Below are 21,427 nucleotides of genomic sequence, written 5' to 3'. Positions count from 1 at the left end.
CGCGCGTGTCACCGTTCAAGGATCAGGCTGACATTGCTGCCGCCGAACGCAAACGAATTGCTCATCACGTATTGCGGTCCAGCGCCGCGCGGCAGGAAGCGTTCGCTTTCGACCAGATCAAGCACCGGCAAAGCGGGATCGGCCTCGCCGTCCCACAGGTGACGCGGCAGCGATACGGGTTGTCGCACGTTTTCGCGCGCGAGCGTCAGCCACGCGAAGGCGAGTTCGGTTGCGCCCGCCGCGCCGAGCTGGTGCCCCGTCAGCGGCTTGGTGCCGCTCGTCGCCGCGCCGTTGGGGAACACGCGCGCCATCAGCTTCGCTTCCATCTCGTCGTTCTTGCGCGTGGCGGTGGCATGCAGATTCACATAGCCGATCGCCGACGATGCGATGCCGGCATCGTCCAGTGCCGCGCGCAAGGCAAGTTCTCCCCCCACGCCTAATGGGTCGGGCGAAGAAATGTGATGCGCGTCGCTCGATTCGCCGACGCCCGCGAGCCGGACTTCCGCTTCGTCGCGGCTCATCAGGAACACGGCAGCGCCTTCGCCGACGTTGATCCCGTTGCGATTGCGGCTCATTGGATTGGTACGCACGCCACTGGTCGATTCGAGCGATGCGAAACCCTGCACCGTCAGCTCGCACAGCGAATCAACGCCACCCACCACCACCGCATCGCACAGTCGCAATTGCAGCAGCCGGCGCGCCGACGCAAACGCCTTCGCGCTCGAAGTGCAAGCGGTCGAGATCGTAAACGCCGGGCCCTGCACGCCGAGCGCCGCAGCGGCAAACGGCGCGGCGGTGCCGATTTCCATCTGCCGGTAGTTGAAGTTGGTGGGCAGATTGCCCGCTTGTGCCTGGTAGACGAACGCGGCTTCGGCCGCTTCGATGCCCGACGTGCTGGTGCCGAGCACCACGCCGATCCGATGCGCGCCGTAACGCTCGCGCGCCGCTTCGACCGCCGGCGCGATCTGCGCCAGCACGGCCAGCAAAAGGCGGTTATTACGGCAGTCGTAACGCGCGAGCGCGGCCGGCGGCGCCAGATCGAGCGGCGCGAGCACGCTGCCGACAAACGCTTCGCCAACGCCCGTATGCGCGTTCGCCATACCGGGTGCGTGAGCGGCGGCAAGCGCCGGGACGATGGCATCGAGGTCGCTGCCGAGGGCATTGATCATGCCGAGCGCGTGCAAATAAACTGATGGCGCCTTCATGCGGCCCTCCTTGATTCCGACGGCATGCCGATCGGCGCGAGCAGCACCGATACCGCAATGCCGAGCGCGAGCGTGGCGCCGAAACTCTTCAGCGCGGGCATCGCACTCATACCGAGCATACCGAACGACAGCAGCGTGGTGGCCGCCGAGAGCAGCACGCCCGTCCACACCGCGCCGAGATCGGCGTCCGCGCGCAAGCAGCCTTCGCGCAGAAATACCGCATAGTTTGCGCCGACGCCGAGCACCAGCATCAGCGCGAGCCAGTTGAACAGATTAAGCGGCACGTGGGCGTAGCCGAATACGGCGAGCGTGACGCCGATCGCGAGCAGCACCGGCAACGTCACGGTAACGCCGCCACGCACGCGGTCCGCCAGGCGGATTTTCTGCGGAGCGCCCGCCAAGGGGGAGGCTTTCGGGGCGTACCGCAGTATCAGCAGGACGAGCATCAGCGCCAGCGCCCCGCCGAGCCACCAGCCGCTATCCACACGATACGCGCCGAACAGTTTCGACACGCTCGCCGCCTTGTCGACGAATACAACGCCGGGCAACGCATGCGCAGTCGCGATCAATGCGGGCTCGTTCTGCGGCGTCACGCCTTGTGGAATCACAACGGCTGCATACGCTTTGGTGGCCGAATCGACAACGCCCAGCCACAGATGTCTGTCCGGCTGCGACCACGGCGCGGCGAGCCACGTATCGACGGTAAGCGGCCGCTGCGGTTTCGCATAGGCAGCGAGCCAGGCGTCGGCGACTTCGTCTTTGAAGCCTGCTTTCAGCAGCGTGGCGCGCAGTGCGGCCGGGTCGTTGAACACGTGCTGCGCGAGCCATGCGCGGTCGTCAGTCTGCTGTTTCGCGGACGGCACGAACTGCGCCACCGACTGATAGCTGCCGACCTTGTTCGCCGTGCCGTTCAAGCCGTCAAGCTTCGCGCCCAGCGCTTCGGCGCGTTGCAGCACGATCTCCGGCGTCTCCCCACGCACCACAAAAAACTGCGCGCTGTTATCGACGCCAACCGCCGCACGCACCTTGTCTTCCTGCGCGACCAGCGCAGGATCACGCTGGATCAACAAATGGATATCGTCGTCGCTGGTCAGACGCAGCCAGCCGGGAATCGCCACGATCAGCAACAGCGCCGCGACCAGCCACGCGCGCTTGCCGCCGATCGTGCGATGCCAGCGCGTCAGCAACCGCGCCGCGCCGGTAAAAACGCGCTTCGGGCCGCGCTTCGGCGGACGCGTGAGCAGTGCGGGCAACAAACCCAGCACGGATGCAAACGCCGTCACGATGCCCGCCATGGCGAAGCATGCAATCTGCTTGAGCGCGGGAAACGGCACCCACATGAGAATCGCGTAGCCGAGCAAGCTGGTAGCCAGTGCGACCGTCAAGGCCGGACGTACGGCACGCGCACCGCGGCGCGAATCCCAATCGCGCCCCGCGCCGAGATAGACCACGAAATACTGGATCGAATAATCGACCGCCTCGCCGATCAGGCTCGCGCCGAACACGAGCGTCAACAGATGCAATTGGCCGAACATCAGCATCGTCACCGCGAGCGCGCAGACAATGCCGAGCGCCGTCGAAACGAAACCGAGCAGCAAGAGGCGCGGCGAGCGGAACACCCACATCATCAGGAGCGCAATCCCGCACAGTGACGCGACGCCGATCAGGTGAACTTCATGTTCCGACGCGCTGCGTGCCGATTCCGCGTAGAACACCGCGCCGGTTCTCGCCACCGACACGTCGGGGAATGCCTGCTTCAATGCGCTTTCGCCTTCAGCGAGCGCGGCGAGCACGGCGTGCTGTGTCTTCGATTCGTAGGCAGAGCCCGGCAGTGTGGCGACGATCAACACACTCGTGGTTGCGCCGCGATGCGACACCAGCATGTTGTCCTCGAGTTCGAGATTCGACGTGGCGAGCGGCAAACCGCCGAGCCAATGTTCGAGCCAGCCGAACGGATCGTCGGCGAGCGGCGTGGTCAAACCGCCGCGCAATGGGCTGTAGATGCGCTGCGCGAGCGCGTCCCCCAAAGTCGCGCTTGACGCATTGTTCCCTGCGAGTGCTGCGCGATCAGAAGGCGTCTGCAGACCGAAGCGATAAGGCATGTATAACGCGGCGATCTGCGACAGATCGAACGGCGGCAATTCCGCCGTCACCGAGCCGAACGCCCCGCTCTTCTGCAAAGACGCGCCGAGTTGTTTCGCCGCCGCTTTCGCGTGCGCATCATCATTGCTGGTGACCAGAAAAACGGTGCGGTCGCCGAGCGCGCCCGCCAGCGTATCGACCGCCTTTTCGGCAACCGGATCCGCTTCGGTGGCGGGCAGCAACGCCAGCAGATTGGTCTGCAGCGGCGAGGGTCCCGCGAAACGCCAGCCGCAATACAGCGCCGCGGCGAGCGCGAGCAGCAGCCACGCGGCGCGCATGCCCCACGCCTGTTTCGCGGACCGCTGTCGCAGCACCTGCATTACGGCGCCCCAAGCAAGCTGCGCTCGGCCGGCGTCGGTTCGGTCACCGCCGCGCTCTTCGCAAAGTCGAGCTTGGTGATGTCGCCGTTCGCGAGTGTGATGCGCAAGCTTTGCAGATAGTCGCCGCCATTCATCTGCAAGCCTTTGATCGACTGCGCGATCTGCGGCTGGTTCGGCGTGAGACGCATGCGCCATTGCGCGGCGCTGCCTTCGGCCTCTACGTCGAATTGCGAATACAGCGCCGACAGATCGCCACCGAGCATCGCGCGCATCATCTTCGAGACTTGAGCGACGCCGCGCGTGCCTTGAGCGCTGTGAGCCGTCACGCGCTGGCCGTTGGCGTTGACTTCGGCGACGCCCGCGTCGGTGATCACGTAGGTGGCTTTGTACGGCGTGTCGATCTGCCAGATCACGCCACGATCGCGGAAGAACAGCAGCGAACCGGTGCTGACGAGCGGCTGCTTCATCGCGGCGAGCGTCTGCGTCTGCGTGAATTGCGCGCGAACGCCCTTGGCTTGGGCGAGATGCGTGGCGATTTGCGAAACCAGCGCCGGGTTGCCGGCGACGGCTTCTTCTGCCGCGGACGCCGTCGCCGGCCATGCTGCCAGGTTCAAAACGCTCAGAGTGCTCAACGCGAGCAACGCGCCCGCAGCGGAGCCACGCAAGGTCATCGTCCCCATATGCGCTCCAGCTTTTCGAACACGACCGGCGGCGATACGAACTGCAACTCCTGCGTCGCGGCATCGACCGCGACCTGGATCGTGTAGCCCTTCGTCAGCCGCGTACCGGTCGCGCAATCGACGATTTCATAGCCTATTTTCAGGCGATTTTCGTGTTCGAGCAGTTCCGTGCGCACTTCGATCGCCTGGCCGTAGTTGGCCGGACGCACATACTTCAGATGCGCCTCGACGATCGGCCACAGGTAGCCCGATGCCTGCATTTCGCGGTAGTCGTAATCGAAGGTGCGCAAGAGCGCCGCGCGGCCGATCTCGAAGTACTTCAGGTAATGGCCGTGCCAGCACACGTTCATCGCGTCGACGTCGTGAAACGGCACTTCGACCGTCGCGCTGGCTGTCAGCACTTTAGCGGAGCCGGTCATGCGCGCGAGCCTCCGCGATAGTCGCTCAACACGTCGCACGCGGCGATGCGCGCGGTCAGTGCGCGCAGGTCGCTTTCCAGCGCGCGGTCTTCGTCGACGAACGGCGAGTGCGCCGTCACGCTGTCGATGAACGCTTGCAGCGGCGCCGGAACCGGCGTGGCGCTGTCGATCTTCAAGCGCAAGCGCGCGGCTTGCACCGTGGCTAGCGTGTGCGCGGCGGCGACCTGCTCGGTCAGCTCAAGCACGCGCAAACAGTCGCGCGCGGCGATCGTGCCCATGCTGACTTTATCCTGATTGTGCGCCTCGGTGGAACGCGAGAAAACGCTCGCGGGCATGGTGTTTTTCAACGCTTCGGCCGTCCATGCGGACGACGAAATCTGCACGGCCTTGAAACCATGATTGATCGCGGCACGCGCGGGGGCCGCACCGGACAGATTGCGCGGCAAGCCGTTGTTAAAATTTACGTCGACCAGCAGCGCGAGTTGCCGGTCCATCAGATCGGCGAGATTGGCGACGGCGACCTTCAGCGAGTCCATGGCGAACGCGATATGGCCGCCGTAAAAGTTGCCGCCGTGCAGCACGCGCTCGTTGTCGGGATCGATCAACGGGTTGTCGTTCGCGCTGTTCAGTTCGTTCTCGACGTCACGGCGCACCCACGACAAGGCATCGCGCGCCACGCCGATCACATGTGGCGCACAGCGGATCGAATAGCGGTCTTGCAGACGATGCCCCGGCGTATCGTCGCGGCCGGTCAGGTCGTCGCGAATCCAGGCTGCCGCTTCGGCCTGACCTGCGTGCGGTTTTACTTCGAACAGGGTCGCGTCAAAATGCGCGGCGCGGCCGTCGAGTGCGACGGTGGAGAGCGCCGTGAGGCGCGCGGCGAGGCGCGTCAGATGATCGGCACGCGCGAACGCGAGACAGGCGAGGCCCGTCATCACTGCAGTGCCGTTCATCAGCGCGAGACCTTCTTTCGGCGCGAGCGTCAACGGCTCGTGACCCAATTCAGTCCAGACCTCGCGCACGTCGCGCAGCGAGCCTTCGAACATCACATCGCGTTCGCCGGCCAGCGCGGCGGCCACATAAGAAAGCGGCGTCAAGTCACCGCTTGCGCCAACCGACCCTTCCGACGGAATACGCGGCAACACGCGATGATTGATCAGATCGGCGAGACGTTCGAGCAACACAGGCCGCACGCCGGAAAAGCCATAAGCCAGCGAATTCAACCGCGCGGCGATCACCGCGAGCGTTTGCGCATCGTCCAGATACTGGCCCATGCCGCAGCCGTGGTAACGCGTCAGTTGCAGTGGCAGGGCTTCGACGAGTCCCATCGGCACATCGACCACGCATGCATCGCCATAGCCGGTGTTAACGCCGTACACGGTCGCGCCCGACGCCAGATGCCGGCGCAGAAAATCCGCGCCGCGCTGGATGCGCGCGCGCCACGCCGGATCGGCGCTCAGCGCAATCGCCGCGCGATGCTGGGCGATCGCGACGACCTCTTCAATCGTTAGCTTGCGCCCGTCGATTGTCACGGTCGTCACCGCCATCACCGCCGCCTCGCTTGCGCGGGTGTTCTCACTTGCGCTGCCGTTCGGCGCCTCGATCAGATCATGTTCGGCCATGCGTGCCTCGCTTGGGGCTGGCCCAGAAATCGAAGAAATTGAACCATTGATAAGGTGCCTTGCGGCAATAGTGTTCTAGGCGCGCCGCGTAACGCTGCGCCCACGCCGCAAGATGCTGCGCGCGTTCGCGGCGCGGCAACTCGATGCGTTCGGCAAACGGTTCGAAGTACAGACGGTAGCCGTCGCGCTCCTTCAGGCAGAAGAATAGATAGACGGGACAGCCCAACGCATGCGCGAGCACATAGGGGCCTTGCGCGAACGGGGCGGTCGAGCCGAGAAATTGCGCTTCGGTCGTGCGGCCCGCTTCGTGTGCCGGCACGCGGTCGCCGACGATTACCAGCAACTCGCCCGCATCGACGCGCTCCTGCATCATCATGGCCGTCTCGGGGCCGAAGTCGCTGACTTCGAGCAGATGCCGGGCGAACTGGCTATTCGCCGACGCCAGGACGCTATTGAAGCGCCGCGCGTGTTCCGTATACACCACGGCGGTGACTTTCGCGTAGGCGCCCTGCGCGGCGAGCGCGCGGGTCATTTCCAGGTTGCCGAGATGCGCACCGATCACGAGCGCACCTTTGCCGCTCGCCACCAGCGCTTCGAACGCCGAGGGATCTTCGAATTTGACGTCGGCATTGTTGACACGGCCGGACCACGCCGCGAGCTTGTCGAAGCCCGATTGCGCGAACGCCAGCATGTGGCGATAAGCGGACAGCCAGCCGGGACGCGGCGTATCGCCGTGCGGCGCGGCTTCGCCAAGACGCGTGAAGTAGTTGCTCGACGCCTCGCGCGCGGCGCGGCCCGTCAGCAGAAAGTACGCCACGATCGGATGCAACCAGAGCGCGGTGAAACGGCGGCCGAACAGCTTGCAACTGAGCGCGAGCAAGGACATGCCCAGATGGCTGCCACGTTCGGCGATCCGCCACCAGTCTTGCGGACTCGGTTCGCTTGGTTCGGCCTGCTGGCCTGGCTCGCTTGCAACGACCCGGCGGCGTGGCATTACTTTGTGCGCGAGCAGCATCGGCAGACGCCACAGCATGCCGAACACGAGACGCGTATGGCTGCGGCTGATACGCACGTTGTCCCACAGCACGTCGAAATGCGAGACGCCATCGGTGGCGTACGTCACCCGCGTTGGAATCGAGCGGAACGCCGCGCGCCACCAATAGAGGCGCACGAGAATTTCGATGTCGAAGTCCATGCGAGTCGGCAGTTGCACGCTGTCGATCAGCTCGCAGGCGAGCGCCAGCGGATAGAGGCGGAAGCCGCACATCGAATCGCGAATTGTCAGTGAGAGCGTTTCGATCCACACCCACACGTGCGTCAGATAACGGCCATAGAGGCGCGATTTCGGCACGCTCTCGTCGTAGATCGGGCGGCCGAGGATCACCGCGCCCGGTTCGGCGAGCGCCGCTTCGATGAAGCGCGGCACATCGGTCGCGTCGTGCTGGCCGTCGGCATCGATTTGCAGCGCGTGCGTGTAAGCCGCGGCGCGCGCGGCGCGCAACCCCGCCATCACGGCGGCGCCCTTGCCGCCATTGTCCGGCAAACGCAGCAGCGTGAGCTGCCCCGCGTACTGTTGCGCGAGCGCGGCGAGCACCTGCTGGGTCGCCTCATCACTGCCGTCGTCGACCACAAGGATCGGCAAGCCATGCACCGCGAGGTGCGCTACGGTCGCGCCGATCGCGTCCTTGTGGTTGTAAATCGGAATCACAATGCACGGAGCGAACGTCATCACGCAGGCTCCCGATACACGATCACGCCAGACGCACATTCACGCCCGCTCAGCCGGTACGTGAACTGCACGCGTCCACGCGCGGCGTCGTGAGCGAGCGCGAGATCCAGCACCGCGCCCGGCGCCACCGGCGCCATGAACTTGAGCCGGTCGATCGAGGCCAGCGCGCGCACGGCGGGTACGTGTTCCGCGGCCAGATGCATGGCCCAGTGCACCTGGACGACGCCCGGCAGAATCGGCAGACCGGGAAAGTGGCCGGCGAAATGCACGAGCGTTGGCGGCACGCGTAGTTCGTAGTGCAACGTATCCGCACTGCGAGCTTCGGCGAGCACTTCCACACCGTCCGCACGCGGCTCGAAAGCCGCCGCGACCGCGGTCACCGGCAGTTTGCCGCGCGCGTCGAACGGCAACGTGAGACGAAAACGCCAATGACGCGGCAGCACCACCGCGTCAAAATAGTCAGCGAGATGCCGGCGCAGGGTTTGCGCGAGCAGCACGCGGCCTTCCGCGCACAATACCTCGCTGCCAGCTTCGGTCAGCGCCACCACGGCGCCGACGCGCTCGCGCGAGGCACCTTCCAGCGGCACGATCGACGCTTGCGCGACATACGGATGCAGTGCGAGGCGCGCTTCGAGCTCCGGCAGTGAAACGCGCTTGCCGTCCAGCTTGAGCACGCGATCGAGCCGGCCTTGCAGGCGAAAACGGCCATCGGCGTCGATGGCGATTTTGTCGTCCGTGCGATGCCAGCCAGCGCGATCGAGGTGCGGCGAGCGAACGTTTAGCGCACTCTCTTCGTCGCAGCGTACTTCGATACCGGTCACCGGTTGCCACGCATCGGTCTGGTCCTGACGACGCCACGCGATGCCGCCAGTTTCCGTGCTGCCGTAGATTTCAAGCGGCGCAGCGCCGTAGGCCGTCGCATATTCCTGCGCGGCTTCGAAAGCGAGCGGGCCGCCTGAAGAAAAGAATGCGCGCGGCGCCGGCGTCAGCGCGGCGAAGCCGGGCAACGCGGGCCAACGCGACAATTGCGCGGGCGTCGAGACGACCACCGTCGCACCGTTTCGCTCGATCTGCGTTTGCAATTGCACAGGCTCGATGCTGATCGCGCGATCGAACGCGCGGCCCGCGGCGAGCGGCCACAATACGCGAAACAGCAAACCGTAAATGTGATGATGCGGCACGCTCGCGAGCATCGTCGCATCGCCGAGCAGAGCGCCCCACTGCTTCTCGAGCGTGTGCACTTCGGCATTGAATTGCGCGAGCGTCTTGCGGATCGGCTTGGGGGTACCGCTGCTGCCGGAGGTGTAGAGCGTCAGCGGGGCTTGCGGATCGATCGTATGCGAGGCGATTGGGGCGGGTGCGGCATCAGCATTTGCGTCTTGCACGGCACGCGGCAAGTCGGCGTCGGTCAGCACCGCGTCATACGCGTCGGCGAGATCGGCGAGATAGCCCGGCGTCGCATTCGCCGGAATCACCGGCTCCTTGCCGCACGCGAACAACGCAAACAACGCGCAGGCGAAATCGAACGGATCGTCGATGCACAACGCGTAACGTTGCGCGTCTTGCCTTTGCATCAGCGCGACCAGAGTCGAGACACGCGCGCGAAAGGCAGCGCGGCCGAGCACCGTCGCACCGTCGCGGCATACTGGTGCATTCACGCCGGCTGCTCCATGGCCCGCCGACAACAGATCATGCAACGCAATCATGCCGCCTCCGAACGCGCGGCTCGCGGCAGCACCACCAGATAACGCCAGATAACTTCGGCCACCAGCAGCACGCCGATCAACCCATAAGCGATGGCGCCGTTATAGAGCGACCAGCTTGCGCGGCTCCAATAAAGCGCCGTATACGCGGAGAACGCGCCGTTCAGCGCGAAGAATCCGCACCACACCTGGGTCACGCGCCGCGTATGGCGCACGGCGCCCGGCAACAGGTTGGGATTGCCCAGCCGCGCGAATTTTTCGATCATCGACGGCCCGCGCACGAGCGTCGCGCCGAACGCGATCAGCAGACCGAGATTGACGAGCGAAGGATAGAGACGCAACAGCAGCTCGCTGTTGGTCAGCACGATTGCCGCCGAGGCACAGCTCAGCAAGCCAACCACGGTCCAATCGATCGAGGAGAGCCGGCGCAGCGAGGTCGCGACCGGACCGCTGCCGGCCCAGCGTTGCAGCCACAGAATCGCAAACAGCATGCAACCGACATAGCGCGGCGTGTCCCAGCGCCAGGCGCACAGAATCAACGCGGGATACGCGAGTTTTAGCAGGATCTGCAGCAGCGTTTTCGCCCAGTGGCGCTCTGTGCCGGGCGATGCGCCGGGCGATGCGCCGGCGGGCCGGCTCGCCGCAGCTTGCATTCGCGAGCGCACGGATGGCATCAGCCTTGTGCCGCCAGCAGGGATTCAACTGCACCGATCACATCGCCGACCGTGCGCACCGACTTGAATTCTTCGGGCTTGATGCGGCGACCGGTCATTTCCTGCAGCTTGATTGCAAGGTCAACGGCGTCGATGCTGTCGAGATCGAGATCTTCGAAGAGGTGCGCTTCGGGCGTCACGCGCTCCGGCTCGATCGCGAAGTTCTCTTTGAAGATGGCGCGGATGCGTTCAAGAATCTCTGCCTCGGACACGATTAATCCCCTTTTCTTGTGGTTTCGTTCACAGCATGCGCCGTTTCGCGTTGACTCGCGACCAGCGCGGCCAGCGTGCTGATCGAGCGGAAGTGTTCGCGGGTGCGTTCGTCGTTCGCTGCGAGGGTCAGTTGGTATTGTTTGCGCAGCACGATGCCGATCTCGAGCGCGTCGATCGAGTCGAGACCGATACCGTCGGTATCGAACAACGGTGCGTCGTCGTCGATATCGGCCGGGCTCAGGTCTTCCAGATCGAGGGCTTCGATCAGAAGCTGTTTAATTTCCAGTTTTAAAGAATCCATAATCGAACAGGTGCTGAGTAATGTGTGCTTCGATGGCGCTGGTCACGCTGCGCGCCGCGAGAGACGGTGAGGCATCGTGGTCTGCAAGTTGCTCGACGCCAAGCGGCTCGAGCACGTTCACGCGGATCCGGAAAGCACGCGCCGGCACGTCGTACCAGCGCATCTGCTTGGTGAATGCCGGCGGATCGCAATCCATCAGCACCGGCACGATCGGCGCGCCGACCTTCAACGCCATGTGCGCGAAACCGCGTGAAAACGCGTGCAGCCGGTTCGGCGCGGGGCTGCGCGTGCCTTCGGGAAAAATAATCATCGTGTAGCCTGCTGCGAGCTGCCGCGCGCCGGCCTCGACGAGTTCCGAGGGATCGGCGTTGCTCACATATTCCGCCGAGCGCACGATACCCCAGAAACACGGATTGCCCCAGTGCGCGTTTTTCACCACACAGCAGGCCCGCGGTGTGAGCGACAACAGCACCATCACGTCCAGGTAGGTCGGGTGATTGGCGACCACGATTGCCGGCCCACCGTTGCGCAATGCCTGTGCGCCCGACACCTCGAGCTCCATCACGCCGATGCGCCGCAAGACCGCGACCAGCGCGCGGAAGAACCAGTGGATTACCGTCGTCACCGCGCGCTGACGCGACGCACGATGTGGCCACAGCCACGCGAGCGGGAACACCAGTATCGAAAACAGCACACCGCAGATGCCGAACACCACGAAGGCCATGCCCGTCGCGCAGAACCGCCAAAGGTAATCAAGCCGCGCGCTCATGCCACCTCCAATGCCAGGCAGCGCCTGCGCCTTGCCAGACGGCAGGCCTGCCTGTTTCCAGGCAGTGCAGCAACGCCTGGCTCTGGGTCGGGAAACTTTCGTCCGTGCTTGCCGTGTTTGCCTTGCCTGCGTGGCTTGCCGGCTGCGCGGCCTCTGCGACGTCTCCCGCCTCTGCAGCCTCCAGCTCGCCTGCGCCGGACAAGGTGCAGACCAACTGCCCCGTCGCCGCTTCGCTATTCAGCAGGATTGCGATCGCGCCGCCCTGCACTTCGTCTTCAATCGTTCCGTAGGCCGGATCGGCCGGTTCGTCAGCGTACACCAGCAGCACCGGCGAATCGGGCTGTGTTGCGTGTTGCGCGTACGCTTCCAGCAGCGCATAGCCAAGCGTCTCCGCGCCGGCCGAGATCGCGCTGGCAGCGGAACGATCGCCGCGCGCGATGCCGAACACGCCGGTCATGGCGTTCAACACCGACAGGCTGAAGGCGGTCGGCGAGACAGGTTCGCCCGTGCTAATGGTCCGCAGGACGTCCGTGGTGCGCCGCAATTCGCCATGGCGTGAAGCAAACACCACCCGCACCTCGTCTTGCGCCACGCAATCGTGCGCGACCTTCAGGGCGACTCTGGACAGCGTGCTCAGGCGACGCCGCACGATCGGCTCGATAAAGCCGATATCGGGTGCGGCAGATGCGGCAGCAGGCCAGCTAGACCAGCGAGCGACCGGAATGGTCCAGTGCAGATCGGGCATATCGGTGTTCGCGCGTAGAAGCGAGGAGAGGCTGAGGGCGCCTGACGGAATACGCACCCGTCACAGCGTATGCGCGCCGCGCGGAACGACAATCTCCAGCCGGGGGTCAATCCAATCTTCTTATATAGGGCTCAGCGATTTAACGGCACTTGGCCCCGATTATTTAGGCGCCTTTGCCGATTTGTCTGATGGATTGACTCAGGCTCCCTGTGGTCGCCGGAATCATACTGAATATTGTGAATTAAATCAGCCACCAAAGACGTATCTATCTGTATCCGTATCACTGGTGCGACGGATGACTGGACAGCACCAAAATGCAGGCCTGGCGGCTCTTGCAAATCTTGCGATCGACCCTTGAAGCCACTGCCGGCGCTGCTTCAAGGCCAACCGGACGCTAGTGCATCCACACATAATCACAAATACTTTCATTTAACTTTCAAAATAAGTGTTTCGTTTCGGAACATTTCAATGCTTCGGCCCTATTCTGCCGATACTGTGCCGCGCATCGCATCGCTTAGATTTCATGCGCGACTCAGGGCGCTTACGCAACGTCATTTTTTGTCAGTTCGCGGCGGCACCTGCATCAGCGGATTTCGCCGGACGCGCGGCCATGCCTGCTATACTCCGTCCCGCATTGGGGAGTAGCCGCCCCGCGGCATGTCCGCACCGCTTTCATACGGGTGCGTCGAACGTGCGGTTCGCGGGGGCGCCTGTCAACAGACTTGGCCTTTATGGCCATGGCAGCCGCAGCCTCTGGCCTGGCGAGACCGATGATCCACACGCACCGAACAGGGCCCGGCGTGTTGTGGGTCGTCGCTCGTTCATATCTCGGCCCGAGGAATCAACACACCGTGGATCACGCTTTCCTCATTTCGACCGGAGCAGTCGCGCTCGCCGAAATCGGCGACAAGACGCAACTGCTCTCGCTCGTTCTCGCCGCCCGCTATCGCAAGCCGATACCGATCATTCTGGGCGTGCTGATCGCTACGCTCGTCAATCACGCCTGCGCCGGCGCGCTCGGCGCCTGGCTCGGCACGCTGCTCACGCCAACCATCATGCGCTGGGCACTCGCCGCGTCGTTCATTGCGATGGGCTTGTGGATACTTGTGCCGGACAAACTGGACGACGTAGAAGCCAACACCAGCCGTACGCATTTCGGCGTGTTCGGCGCAACGGTGGTGACGTTCTTCCTCGCGGAAATGGGCGACAAGACGCAGATCGCGACGGTCGCCCTTGCCGCGCGCTTTCACGACTTCTTCGGTGTGGTGGCCGGCACGACGCTCGGCATGATGATCGCCAATGTTCCGGCGATCCTGCTCGGCGACCGCTTCGCCCATCGGTTGCCGACCAAAACGGTGCATGCCATTGCAGCCGTCATGTTCGTGATTCTGGGAACAATGGCGCTGTTCGGCGTGGGCGTTTAGTCCTGCATTGTTTAGTCCTGCGCTTACTGCACGACCTTCGCCCCCGACGCCGCAGCCGGCGCAGCCGCGGGTGCGGCGCCCGTCGTCGCGACTTCGTTCGAGATTCCACCGTTCTTGTCGACGGGAATCTTCACGGTATGGACCACGCCGTTGCCGAGCGGAAAGTCGGCCAGCGCGCTGCGCGCCAGATAGGGCATGGCTCTCACCAGCGACGACTCCTCGTCCGAGTTGCGCGCCGTCACGTTATAGACCTCTTTGCCGCCGGCACGCTCGGTGATCCGCACACCGAGCAGGTGCGTGAAAATCGGGTAGCTCTGATTCACGTACGCGGTCGGATACGGACCCCACGGGCCCCACGGATCGAACGACCAGCCCCAGTACGGCGCCGGCCACGGGTTGTAATACACCGGCTGCGCGACCGTCACCATGTCCGAGCGAATCCCGTACGACAGTCCGACCAGATAGCGCGCCTGGGCAGCGTCGACCTGGCGGAACGCGTGCGTGGCGAGTTCGTTGCCGACGAGGCGCTCGTAAGTGGTGAGTTCGAGATTGTTCTGCTGATCCGCCGCCCGTGTGAAGGCATACGTACGAGTGGCGTCATTGCCGCGCCAGTCGGAGAAAGCCGTGACCTGAGTGGTCACGTAGCTCGTGCAGCCGGACAGCAACACCGTCAGCGTGGCCAGCAGCAGCGTGGCGCGGCGGGTCCATCGATTGATTTTCATGGTCTACCTCGTGTTGCCTGTTATCGCCAGTCTTGACCGGGTTCGTTTGCGCGCCGCAATCGTGCGCGGGGCCCGATAATACGCTGACCAGACGATTCGGTAAAAAGTTCGACCCGCACGATCCGCCGAGCCTTTGTACAATGGCTCGACACGCCCGGCTCGCGCGCCATAAGCACGCGTGACGGCTCGAGTCCCATCACTACAGAACGCCATGGCCGATACCGCAACGCCCAATGTGATCCGCCGCGCCGATTACGCGCCGCCCGCCTTCCTCATCGACGCCGTCGCGCTGGAGTTCGATCTGGTTCCCGAACGCACCGTCGTGAGGAACACGATGCGCGTGCGCCGCAACCCGGACGCGTCCCACGCCGCGAATCTCGAACTGATGGGCGAACAACTCGAGTTCGTCGGCGCCGCGATCGACGGCGCCCCGTTCGCCAACGCCCATGCGCACGAGCACGGCCTCACGCTCGGCAACGTGCCGGATAGCTTCGAACTGACGCTCACCAGCCTCTGCAATCCGGCGGACAACACCACGCTGTCGGGCCTGTATGTGTCGGGCGGCAACTTCTTCACCCAGTGCGAGGCCGAGGGCTTTCGCCGCATCACTTATTTCCTCGACCGCCCCGACGTGATGGCGACCTATACGGTCACGCTGCGCGCCAGCAAGGCCGACTATCCGGTGCTGCTGTCGAACGGCAATCTGCTCGAAGAAGGCGAGTTGCCGGATGGCCGTCATTTCGCCCGCTGGGAGGATCCGTTCAGGAAGCCGAGCTATCTGTTCGCGCTGGTCGCGGGCAAGCTGGTCGCACTCGAGGAACGGGTGACGAGCGGCTCGGGCAAGGAAAAGCTGCTGCAGGTGTGGGTCGAACCGCACGATCTGGACAAGACCCGTCACGCCATGGATTCGTTGGTCAACTCGATCCGCTGGGACGAGGCGCGTTTCGGGCTGGAACTGGATCTGGACCGCTTCATGATCGTCGCGGTGAGCGACTTCAACATGGGCGCGATGGAGAACAAGGGGCTCAACATCTTCAACACGAAGTACGTGCTGGCGAACCCCGAAACGGCCGCGGACACCGACTTTGCGAACATCGAGGCGGTGGTCGGCCACGAGTATTTCCACAACTGGACCGGCAACCGCGTGACGTGCCGCGACTGGTTCCAGTTGAGCCTGAAAGAAGGCCTGACGGTGTTCCGCGATCAGGAGTTCTCGGCCGATATGGCGGGCGGAGCGACTGACGAAGCCGCCCGCGCCACCAAACGCATCGAAGACGTGCGCGTGCTGCGCCAGATGCAATTTGCCGAAGACGCGGGTCCTATGGCGCATCCGGTACGCCCGGAAAGCTACGTCGAGATCAACAACTTCTACACGATGACGGTCTACGAAAAAGGCTCCGAAGTCGTGCGGATGTATCAGACGCTGTTCGGCCGCGACGGCTTCCGCAAGGGCATGGACCTGTACTTCAAGCGTCATGACGGCCAGGCCGTGACTTGCGACGATTTCCGTCACGCGCTCGCCGATGCGAATGGCCGCGATCTCGCGCAATTCGAGCGCTGGTATAGCCAGGCCGGCACGCCGCGCGTCTCGGTCCGCACGCAGTACGACGCCGCGCAACAGCGCTACAGCGTGACGCTCACACAAGGCTACGGCGAGACCGCGCCGGCGGCGCGCGAAACGCAAAAGGGCCCGTTGCTGATTCCCTTTGCGATCGCCTTGATCGGCAACGACGGCCGTGACCTGCCGCTGCAACTGGATGGCGAAACCCGACCTTCGGATTCCACCACGCGCGTGCTGGAATTCACGCAGACCGAACAGACCTTCACGTTCGTCAACGTCGAGCAGGAACCACTGCCCTCGCTGCTGCGCAATTTCTCGGCGCCCGTGATCGTCGAATACGACTATTCAGCCGACCAGCTCGCGTTCCTGCTCGCGCATGACAGCGATCCGTTCAACCGCTGGGAAGCCGGGCAGCGGCTCGCCACGCGCGAGTTGCTGACGCTCGCCGGGCGCGCCGCTTCCGGCATGCCGCTGCAACTCGACGACTCGGTGGTCGCCGCGTTCGCCCGCGTGCTGACCGACGAGACGCTCTCGCCCTCGTTCCGCGAGCTGGCGTTGATGCTGCCGTCGGAAGCGTATCTGGCCGAGCAGATGGCCGAATCGAATCCGGCTGCCGTGCATGCCGCGCGGCAATTCGTCCGCAAGCGCCTCGCGAATGCGCTCAGGAAGGACTGGCTCGCCGTGTACGAAAAGCACCGCACGCCGGGCGCCTATGAAGCCACGCCGGAGGCATCCGGTCATCGCGCGTTGAAGAATCTCGCGCTGTCGTATCTCGCGGAACTGGACGATCCGGCTGAAACCGTGCGTCTCGCGTCCGCGCAATACGACGCCGCCAACAACATGACCGACCGCTCGGCGGCGCTCTCGGTGTTGCTCAATGCGTCGGCGGCGAATGGCGGCAGCGTTGAGGCGCAGCAGGCGCTGGACGACTTCTACCGGCGCTTCGAAAAGGAGCCGCTCGTCGTCGACAAGTGGTTCGCCTTGCAAGCCACGCAACGCGGCAGCGCACAGCGTCCGGTGATCGAGATCGTGCGCAAGCTGATGGCGCACCCGGCGTTCAACCTGAAGAACCCGAACCGCGCGCGCTCGCTGATTTTCAGCTTCTGTGCGGCGAACCCCGCGCAGTTCCACGCCGAAGACGGCTCAGGCTACGCGTTCTGGGCCGACCAGGTGATCGCGCTCGACGCCATCAATCCGCAAGTGGCCGCCCGCCTCGCCCGCTCGCTGGAACTGTGGCGTCGCTTTACGCCGGCGCTGCGCGACGGCATGCGCGCGGCGCTGGAGAAAGTGGCGTCGCAGGTGAAGTCGCGCGACGTGCGCGAGATCGTAGAGAAAGCGTTGGCATGATGATCGTCTGAAGCGCTTTCCGCACCGAAAAGCCGGCACGTGTTGCCGGCTTTTTTTCGTCCTGAATTTCATCATGCGACGACCCGCGGACCTCAACGGAGGACTTCAACGTTAGCCATCTGGACGACTGTTCGTATCGCCTCGACAGGGTGAAAGTAAACGCATTCATTTAACGGTTTGCGTTTAACGCAACGCGTTATATCATCCCATGATCACGACATTCGGCGACAAGGCCACCGCGGCGCTGTTCGAAGAAGAATTTGTCCGCTCACTTCCGACCCAGATTCAAGACATGGCGCGTCGCAAACTGGGTCTGATCGATGCGGCGGAGACCATTGAAGACCTGCATAGCCCACCTGGGAACCGCCTCGAATTATTGCAGGGGCGACGCAGCGGCCAATGGAGCATCCACATCAACGCTCAGTGGCGGATCTGTTTTCACTTTGTCGGGGGCAACGCGATGAATGTCCAAATAGTTGACTACCATCACTAGACCGGGAGCCAGAAGTGGTTATCAAACGCGCTGACTTGGACAGCATCGATTTTATGGATATCGGGACTGGCGAAAAGATCCCTGCCATTCACCCGGGCGAAATCCTGCGTTACGAATTTCTGGATCCGCTGAGCATGTCAGTCAATGCGCTGGCGCTCGCCCTACATGTGCCAGCCCCGCGCATCAACGACGTCGTCCGCGGCAAACGCGCCATTTCTGCTGAAACCGCCTTGCGGCTGGCTCGTTATTTCGGCACGAGTACGCAGTTCTGGCTCAATCTTCAGAACGCTTACGACCTGCGCATCGCTACCGAGGCCGCAGGAGAACAGATCAAACGCGAGATCGAACCGTTGCAAAGACCGCCGACAATTGGGACCGCCGCAGAAGCCAAGCCACAATCAGCGCCTCGCAGGGGACGGGCAGTCGACGCGCGCGGCCAGATCAAGGCACGCCGGAAAGACTGATTTCTTTGAAGTCCTGGGTTCGCAAATCAGTAACGAACAACAGCCTCCATCTCAAAAGCACGGAACCGACACAGCGAGCGGTTAAAATCGAGGGATTCCTCAAGCCTCCCTGGAGTACAGCAATGGCTTTGCAACGTCGTACCACTCTCACGAAGTACCTGATCGAGCAGCAGCGCGAGACCAACAACCTGCCGGCCGACCTGCGCCTTTTGATCGAAGTCGTCGCGCGCGCGTGCAAGGCGATCAGCTACCACGTCAGCAAGGGCGCGCTGGGCGATGCGCTCGGCACGGCGGGCAGCGAGAATGTCCAGGGCGAAGTGCAGAAAAAAACTCGACATCCTGTCGAACGAAATCCTGCTCGAAGCGAATGAATGGGGCGGCAACCTGGCGGGCATGGCATCCGAGGAAATGGAGCAGTTCTTCCCGATCCCGGCCAACTACCCGAAGGGCGAATACCTGCTGGTGTTCGATCCGCTCGACGGCTCGTCGAACATCGACGTCAACGTGTCGATCGGCACGATTTTCTCGGTGCTGCGTTGCCCGGACGGCCAGCAGCCCACCGAACAATCGTTCCTGCAGCCTGGCACGCAGCAGGTCGCGGCAGGTTATGCGGTGTACGGTCCGCAAACCGTGCTGGTGCTGACCACCGGCAACGGCGTGAACTGCTTCACGCTCGACCGTGAACTGGGTTCGTGGGTGCTCACGCAAAGCGACATGCGCATTCCGGTTGAAACGCGTGAATTTGCGATCAACGCGTCGAACGAGCGCCACTGGTATGAGCCGGTCGAGAAATACATCGGTGAATTGAAGGCTGGCAAGGAGGGTCCGCGCCAGAGCGACTTCAACATGCGCTGGGTCGCGTCGATGGTGGCCGACGTGCACCGTATCCTGAACCGCGGCGGCATCTTCATGTATCCGGCCGACAAGCGCACGCCGGACAAGCCGGGCAAGCTGCGCCTGATGTACGAAGCGAATCCGATGGCGTTCCTCGTGGAGCAGGCGGGCGGCGCCGCGACCAACGGCGAGAAGCGGATTCTCGACATCCAGCCGAAAAGCCTGCACGAGCGTGTGGCGGTGTTCCTCGGCTCGAAGAACGAAGTCGACCGGGTCACTCGCTACCATCTCGAAGCAAAAAAGTGACCATAGGGGCTTGCCAAGCTCGTAAAGAAGTCCCTATAATCTTGGTTCTCCTGATGCCGGAATAGCTCAGACGGTAGAGCAGCGCATTCGTAATGCGAAGGTCGGGGGTTCGATTCCTCTTTCCGGCACCACAAGATTCAAGCAAAAAGCCCAGTCCTCGTGACTGGGCTTTTTGTTTTGCGCTGCCTGCTTTTGCGGTTCTTTCTGCGTCCCTCCCCGGCATCCGCTTGCCTCTGCCCCTGCTTTCTGAAAACCGCAGAAACTCAACTGGGCCTCCCGGTCAACGCAATTGCCGCTTCAACACCGACTGCGGCAATGACCAACGGCGGCTCTCGTTCACCCGCCGAAATCCAATCGATCGCCTCGCGTGGTCACGCCGAGATTGCGAACGACCACAGCGTCTTCAACGATCACGTTCTCAGCCGGCTTGGTGCCATATGCCAGCACCGCTTCCTGCGGCGCCGACGGAAACCACAAGATCCGGCCGGCAGACTCGATCCCGACCTGGCGACCTTTCCAGTAGACAGCGTTTTCCATGATGAACTCTCTGAAGGGCGAAGACAGCCATCTTCCGCGCCGTACCTGGCGCGTCCGTTACCCACCGCACTCTGCGCAGCGGATAGTTGCTTCAATGATAGACGGCGGATAGGCGGCGGCATGATCGTGGCGACTGGTGCGACGGTTGAAGTTGCGTGCCCCAAGTCGAGCCGCACCGCACCCTATCTGAAGCAACGGCACCCAGCCTGGAGCCTCGAAGCTGAAGTAGCACGCGAGCTTTACCGGACCCCGCGCTTCTCCCTAAGGAAATCGATCAACGCGCGCAATTTGAACGGCATCTGCGCGCGGCTCGCCGTGTACAGATAAAAGCCCGGAAAGCTCGGACACCATGCGTCCAGCACGCGCACCAGGCGGCCGTCTTCGAGTTGTTCGTTCACGTAGTTATCGATCACGTGAAGGAGGCCTATGCCCTGCTCCGCCGCTCGCACCATCGTGCGTAGATCGTTGGTGACCAGACTTCCGCGCGTCTCGACTTCGAACACGCGCGACGAATCGTCGGGCGACGCAAACTCCCATCGATAGATACCGCCGCTGCTCGAGAAACTGTAGCGCAGGCAATCGTCAGCGGCGAGATCGGCCGGCGTCGCCGGCGTTGGATAGCGCTCGAAGTAAGCCGGCGAGCCGGCGACGACCATGCGAATCTCCCCACCCAGCGGCACCGCCACCATGTCCTGCGCGACCCGTTCGCCGAGGCGGATACCCGCGTCGAAGCCTTCGCCCACTACGTCGGCGAAACCGTCGTCGAGCGTCAGGTCGAGACGGATCTGCGGATAGCGGCGCGTGAACTCGGCTAGGTGCGGCAGTACGAGCAACTCGCTCGCGACTCTCGGCAAATTGATGCGCAGCGTGCCGGCGGGTTGGTCGCGCGTTTCATCGAGTGCCTCGAAGGCTGCCTCCAGCTCCCCCAGCGCAGGCGCGACGCGCGCGAGAAACTGCGCACCCGCCTCCGTCAGGGCGACACGCCGGGTGGCCCGGTTGAACAGGCGCACATTCAGTTGCGTCTTGAGCGCGCGAATGCTCTGCGACAGCGCCGACGCCGTCACACCGGATTCAGCGGCCGCGCGCGTGAAGCTGCCGTGGCGTGCGACGCACGCGAACGCCACCAACGCCGGCAACTGGGCTGGGTCCATCGCACTCTCCATTGTTAAGCCATACTT

At 63.6% G+C, this 21,427-nt stretch carries 19 protein-coding genes, 1 tRNA gene, 1 pseudogene and 1 riboswitch; of the genes and pseudogenes, 6 read left to right on the top strand and 15 right to left on the bottom strand.

Annotation, left to right across the window (positions count from 1 at the left end; genetic code table 11):
- Positions 1-8: 8 nt before the first annotated feature.
- Genes B0G76_RS03295 through B0G76_RS03240 form a run of 12 tightly spaced genes read right to left on the bottom strand, consistent with a single transcriptional unit; the run spans position 9 to position 12,561 of the window.
- The gene (locus tag B0G76_RS03295) at positions 9-1,205 is read right to left on the bottom strand and encodes a beta-ketoacyl-[acyl-carrier-protein] synthase family protein (RefSeq protein WP_120290067.1); all 1,197 of its coding nucleotides are present in this window, start codon (positions 1,203-1,205) and stop codon (positions 9-11) included.
- A complete protein-coding gene (locus B0G76_RS03290) occupies positions 1,202-3,667 on the bottom strand; it encodes an MMPL family transporter (protein ID WP_120290065.1) in 2,466 nt (821 codons plus the stop codon). Before B0G76_RS03290 ends, B0G76_RS03295 begins: the two co-directional genes overlap by 4 nt.
- Positions 3,667-4,347, bottom strand: a complete 681-nt coding sequence (locus tag B0G76_RS03285; protein WP_120290063.1) for an outer membrane lipoprotein carrier protein LolA — start codon at positions 4,345-4,347, stop codon at positions 3,667-3,669. The genes B0G76_RS03290 and B0G76_RS03285 overlap by 1 nt, the downstream gene beginning before the upstream one ends.
- On the bottom strand, positions 4,335-4,766 hold the full coding sequence (locus tag B0G76_RS03280) for a thioesterase family protein (RefSeq protein ID WP_120290061.1): 432 nt from the start codon (positions 4,764-4,766) through the stop codon (positions 4,335-4,337). Before B0G76_RS03280 ends, B0G76_RS03285 begins: the two co-directional genes overlap by 13 nt.
- Positions 4,763-6,388 carry a histidine ammonia-lyase gene (gene hutH / locus B0G76_RS03275; RefSeq protein WP_120290059.1) on the bottom strand — a complete coding sequence of 542 codons (1,626 nt, stop codon included), beginning with the start codon at positions 6,386-6,388 and terminating at the stop codon, positions 4,763-4,765. The genes B0G76_RS03280 and hutH overlap by 4 nt, the downstream gene beginning before the upstream one ends.
- Positions 6,375-8,117, bottom strand: a complete 1,743-nt coding sequence (locus B0G76_RS03270; protein ID WP_120290057.1) for a glycosyltransferase — start codon at positions 8,115-8,117, stop codon at positions 6,375-6,377. Before B0G76_RS03270 ends, hutH begins: the two co-directional genes overlap by 14 nt.
- Entirely contained in the window at positions 8,117-9,823 is a 1,707-nt protein-coding gene (locus B0G76_RS03265; RefSeq protein WP_120290055.1) for an AMP-binding protein, read from the bottom strand. Before B0G76_RS03265 ends, B0G76_RS03270 begins: the two co-directional genes overlap by 1 nt.
- On the bottom strand, positions 9,820-10,494 hold the full coding sequence (locus tag B0G76_RS03260; protein ID WP_120290054.1) for a hypothetical protein: 675 nt from the start codon (positions 10,492-10,494) through the stop codon (positions 9,820-9,822). The genes B0G76_RS03265 and B0G76_RS03260 overlap by 4 nt, the downstream gene beginning before the upstream one ends.
- Positions 10,494-10,745, bottom strand: coding sequence for an acyl carrier protein (locus B0G76_RS03255; RefSeq protein ID WP_007180827.1), 252 nt, complete (start codon positions 10,743-10,745; stop codon positions 10,494-10,496). Before B0G76_RS03255 ends, B0G76_RS03260 begins: the two co-directional genes overlap by 1 nt.
- Positions 10,746-10,747: 2 nt before the next feature.
- Positions 10,748-11,047 (bottom strand): phosphopantetheine-binding protein, encoded by a 300-nt coding sequence (locus tag B0G76_RS03250; protein ID WP_120296168.1) that lies wholly within the window; start codon positions 11,045-11,047, stop codon positions 10,748-10,750.
- Positions 11,022-11,816: a 1-acyl-sn-glycerol-3-phosphate acyltransferase gene (locus B0G76_RS03245; RefSeq protein WP_120290052.1), complete on the bottom strand. Its 795-nt coding sequence runs from the start codon at positions 11,814-11,816 to the stop codon at positions 11,022-11,024. Before B0G76_RS03245 ends, B0G76_RS03250 begins: the two co-directional genes overlap by 26 nt.
- Complete coding sequence (locus tag B0G76_RS03240; RefSeq protein WP_120290050.1) at positions 11,800-12,561, bottom strand: beta-ketoacyl synthase chain length factor; 762 nt, start codon at positions 12,559-12,561, stop codon at positions 11,800-11,802. Before B0G76_RS03240 ends, B0G76_RS03245 begins: the two co-directional genes overlap by 17 nt.
- Before the next feature lie 624 nt (positions 12,562-13,185).
- A riboswitch (yybP-ykoY riboswitch) is annotated at positions 13,186-13,400 on the top strand.
- A gap of 12 nt (positions 13,401-13,412) precedes the next feature.
- Here B0G76_RS03240 and B0G76_RS03235 point away from each other — a divergent pair.
- Positions 13,413-13,985: a TMEM165/GDT1 family protein gene (locus B0G76_RS03235; RefSeq protein ID WP_120290048.1), complete on the top strand. Its 573-nt coding sequence runs from the start codon at positions 13,413-13,415 to the stop codon at positions 13,983-13,985.
- 23 nt (positions 13,986-14,008) lie between these two features.
- On the opposite strand, the gene B0G76_RS03230 is transcribed toward B0G76_RS03235, so the two are convergent.
- The gene (locus tag B0G76_RS03230) at positions 14,009-14,707 is read right to left on the bottom strand and encodes a DUF4136 domain-containing protein (RefSeq protein WP_120290046.1); all 699 of its coding nucleotides are present in this window, start codon (positions 14,705-14,707) and stop codon (positions 14,009-14,011) included.
- 211 nt (positions 14,708-14,918) lie between these two features.
- Between B0G76_RS03230 and pepN the strand changes: the two genes are divergently transcribed.
- The 5 genes and pseudogenes from pepN (at position 14,919) to B0G76_RS03205 (ending at position 19,843) form a co-directional block, all read left to right on the top strand.
- Positions 14,919-17,615, top strand: coding sequence for an aminopeptidase N (gene pepN, locus B0G76_RS03225; protein ID WP_120290044.1), 2,697 nt, complete (start codon positions 14,919-14,921; stop codon positions 17,613-17,615).
- A 208-nt stretch (positions 17,616-17,823) separates the two neighbouring features.
- A complete protein-coding gene (locus B0G76_RS03220) occupies positions 17,824-18,108 on the top strand; it encodes a type II toxin-antitoxin system RelE/ParE family toxin (RefSeq protein ID WP_120290042.1) in 285 nt (94 codons plus the stop codon).
- 14 nt (positions 18,109-18,122) lie between these two features.
- A complete protein-coding gene (locus B0G76_RS03215; protein WP_120290040.1) occupies positions 18,123-18,572 on the top strand; it encodes a HigA family addiction module antitoxin in 450 nt (149 codons plus the stop codon).
- A 122-nt stretch (positions 18,573-18,694) separates the two neighbouring features.
- Positions 18,695-19,712 (top strand): annotated as a pseudogene (locus tag B0G76_RS03210) (class 1 fructose-bisphosphatase).
- Between the two features lie 55 nt (positions 19,713-19,767).
- Positions 19,768-19,843, top strand: a tRNA-Thr gene (locus tag B0G76_RS03205).
- Between the two features lie 205 nt (positions 19,844-20,048).
- Here the strand turns inward: B0G76_RS03205 and B0G76_RS03200 are convergent.
- A complete protein-coding gene (locus tag B0G76_RS03200) occupies positions 20,049-20,249 on the bottom strand; it encodes a hypothetical protein (protein WP_120290038.1) in 201 nt (66 codons plus the stop codon).
- Between the two features lie 239 nt (positions 20,250-20,488).
- Positions 20,489-21,400, bottom strand: a complete 912-nt coding sequence (locus tag B0G76_RS03195) for a LysR family transcriptional regulator (protein WP_120296167.1) — start codon at positions 21,398-21,400, stop codon at positions 20,489-20,491.
- Positions 21,401-21,427 lie beyond the last annotated feature (27 nt).

The organism is Paraburkholderia sp. BL23I1N1, from assembly GCF_003610295.1.
Classification (GTDB): domain Bacteria; phylum Pseudomonadota; class Gammaproteobacteria; order Burkholderiales; family Burkholderiaceae; genus Paraburkholderia.
The sequence above is the reverse complement of the archived record's forward strand: the minus strand, read 5'-3'. Positions and strand labels throughout refer to the sequence as shown.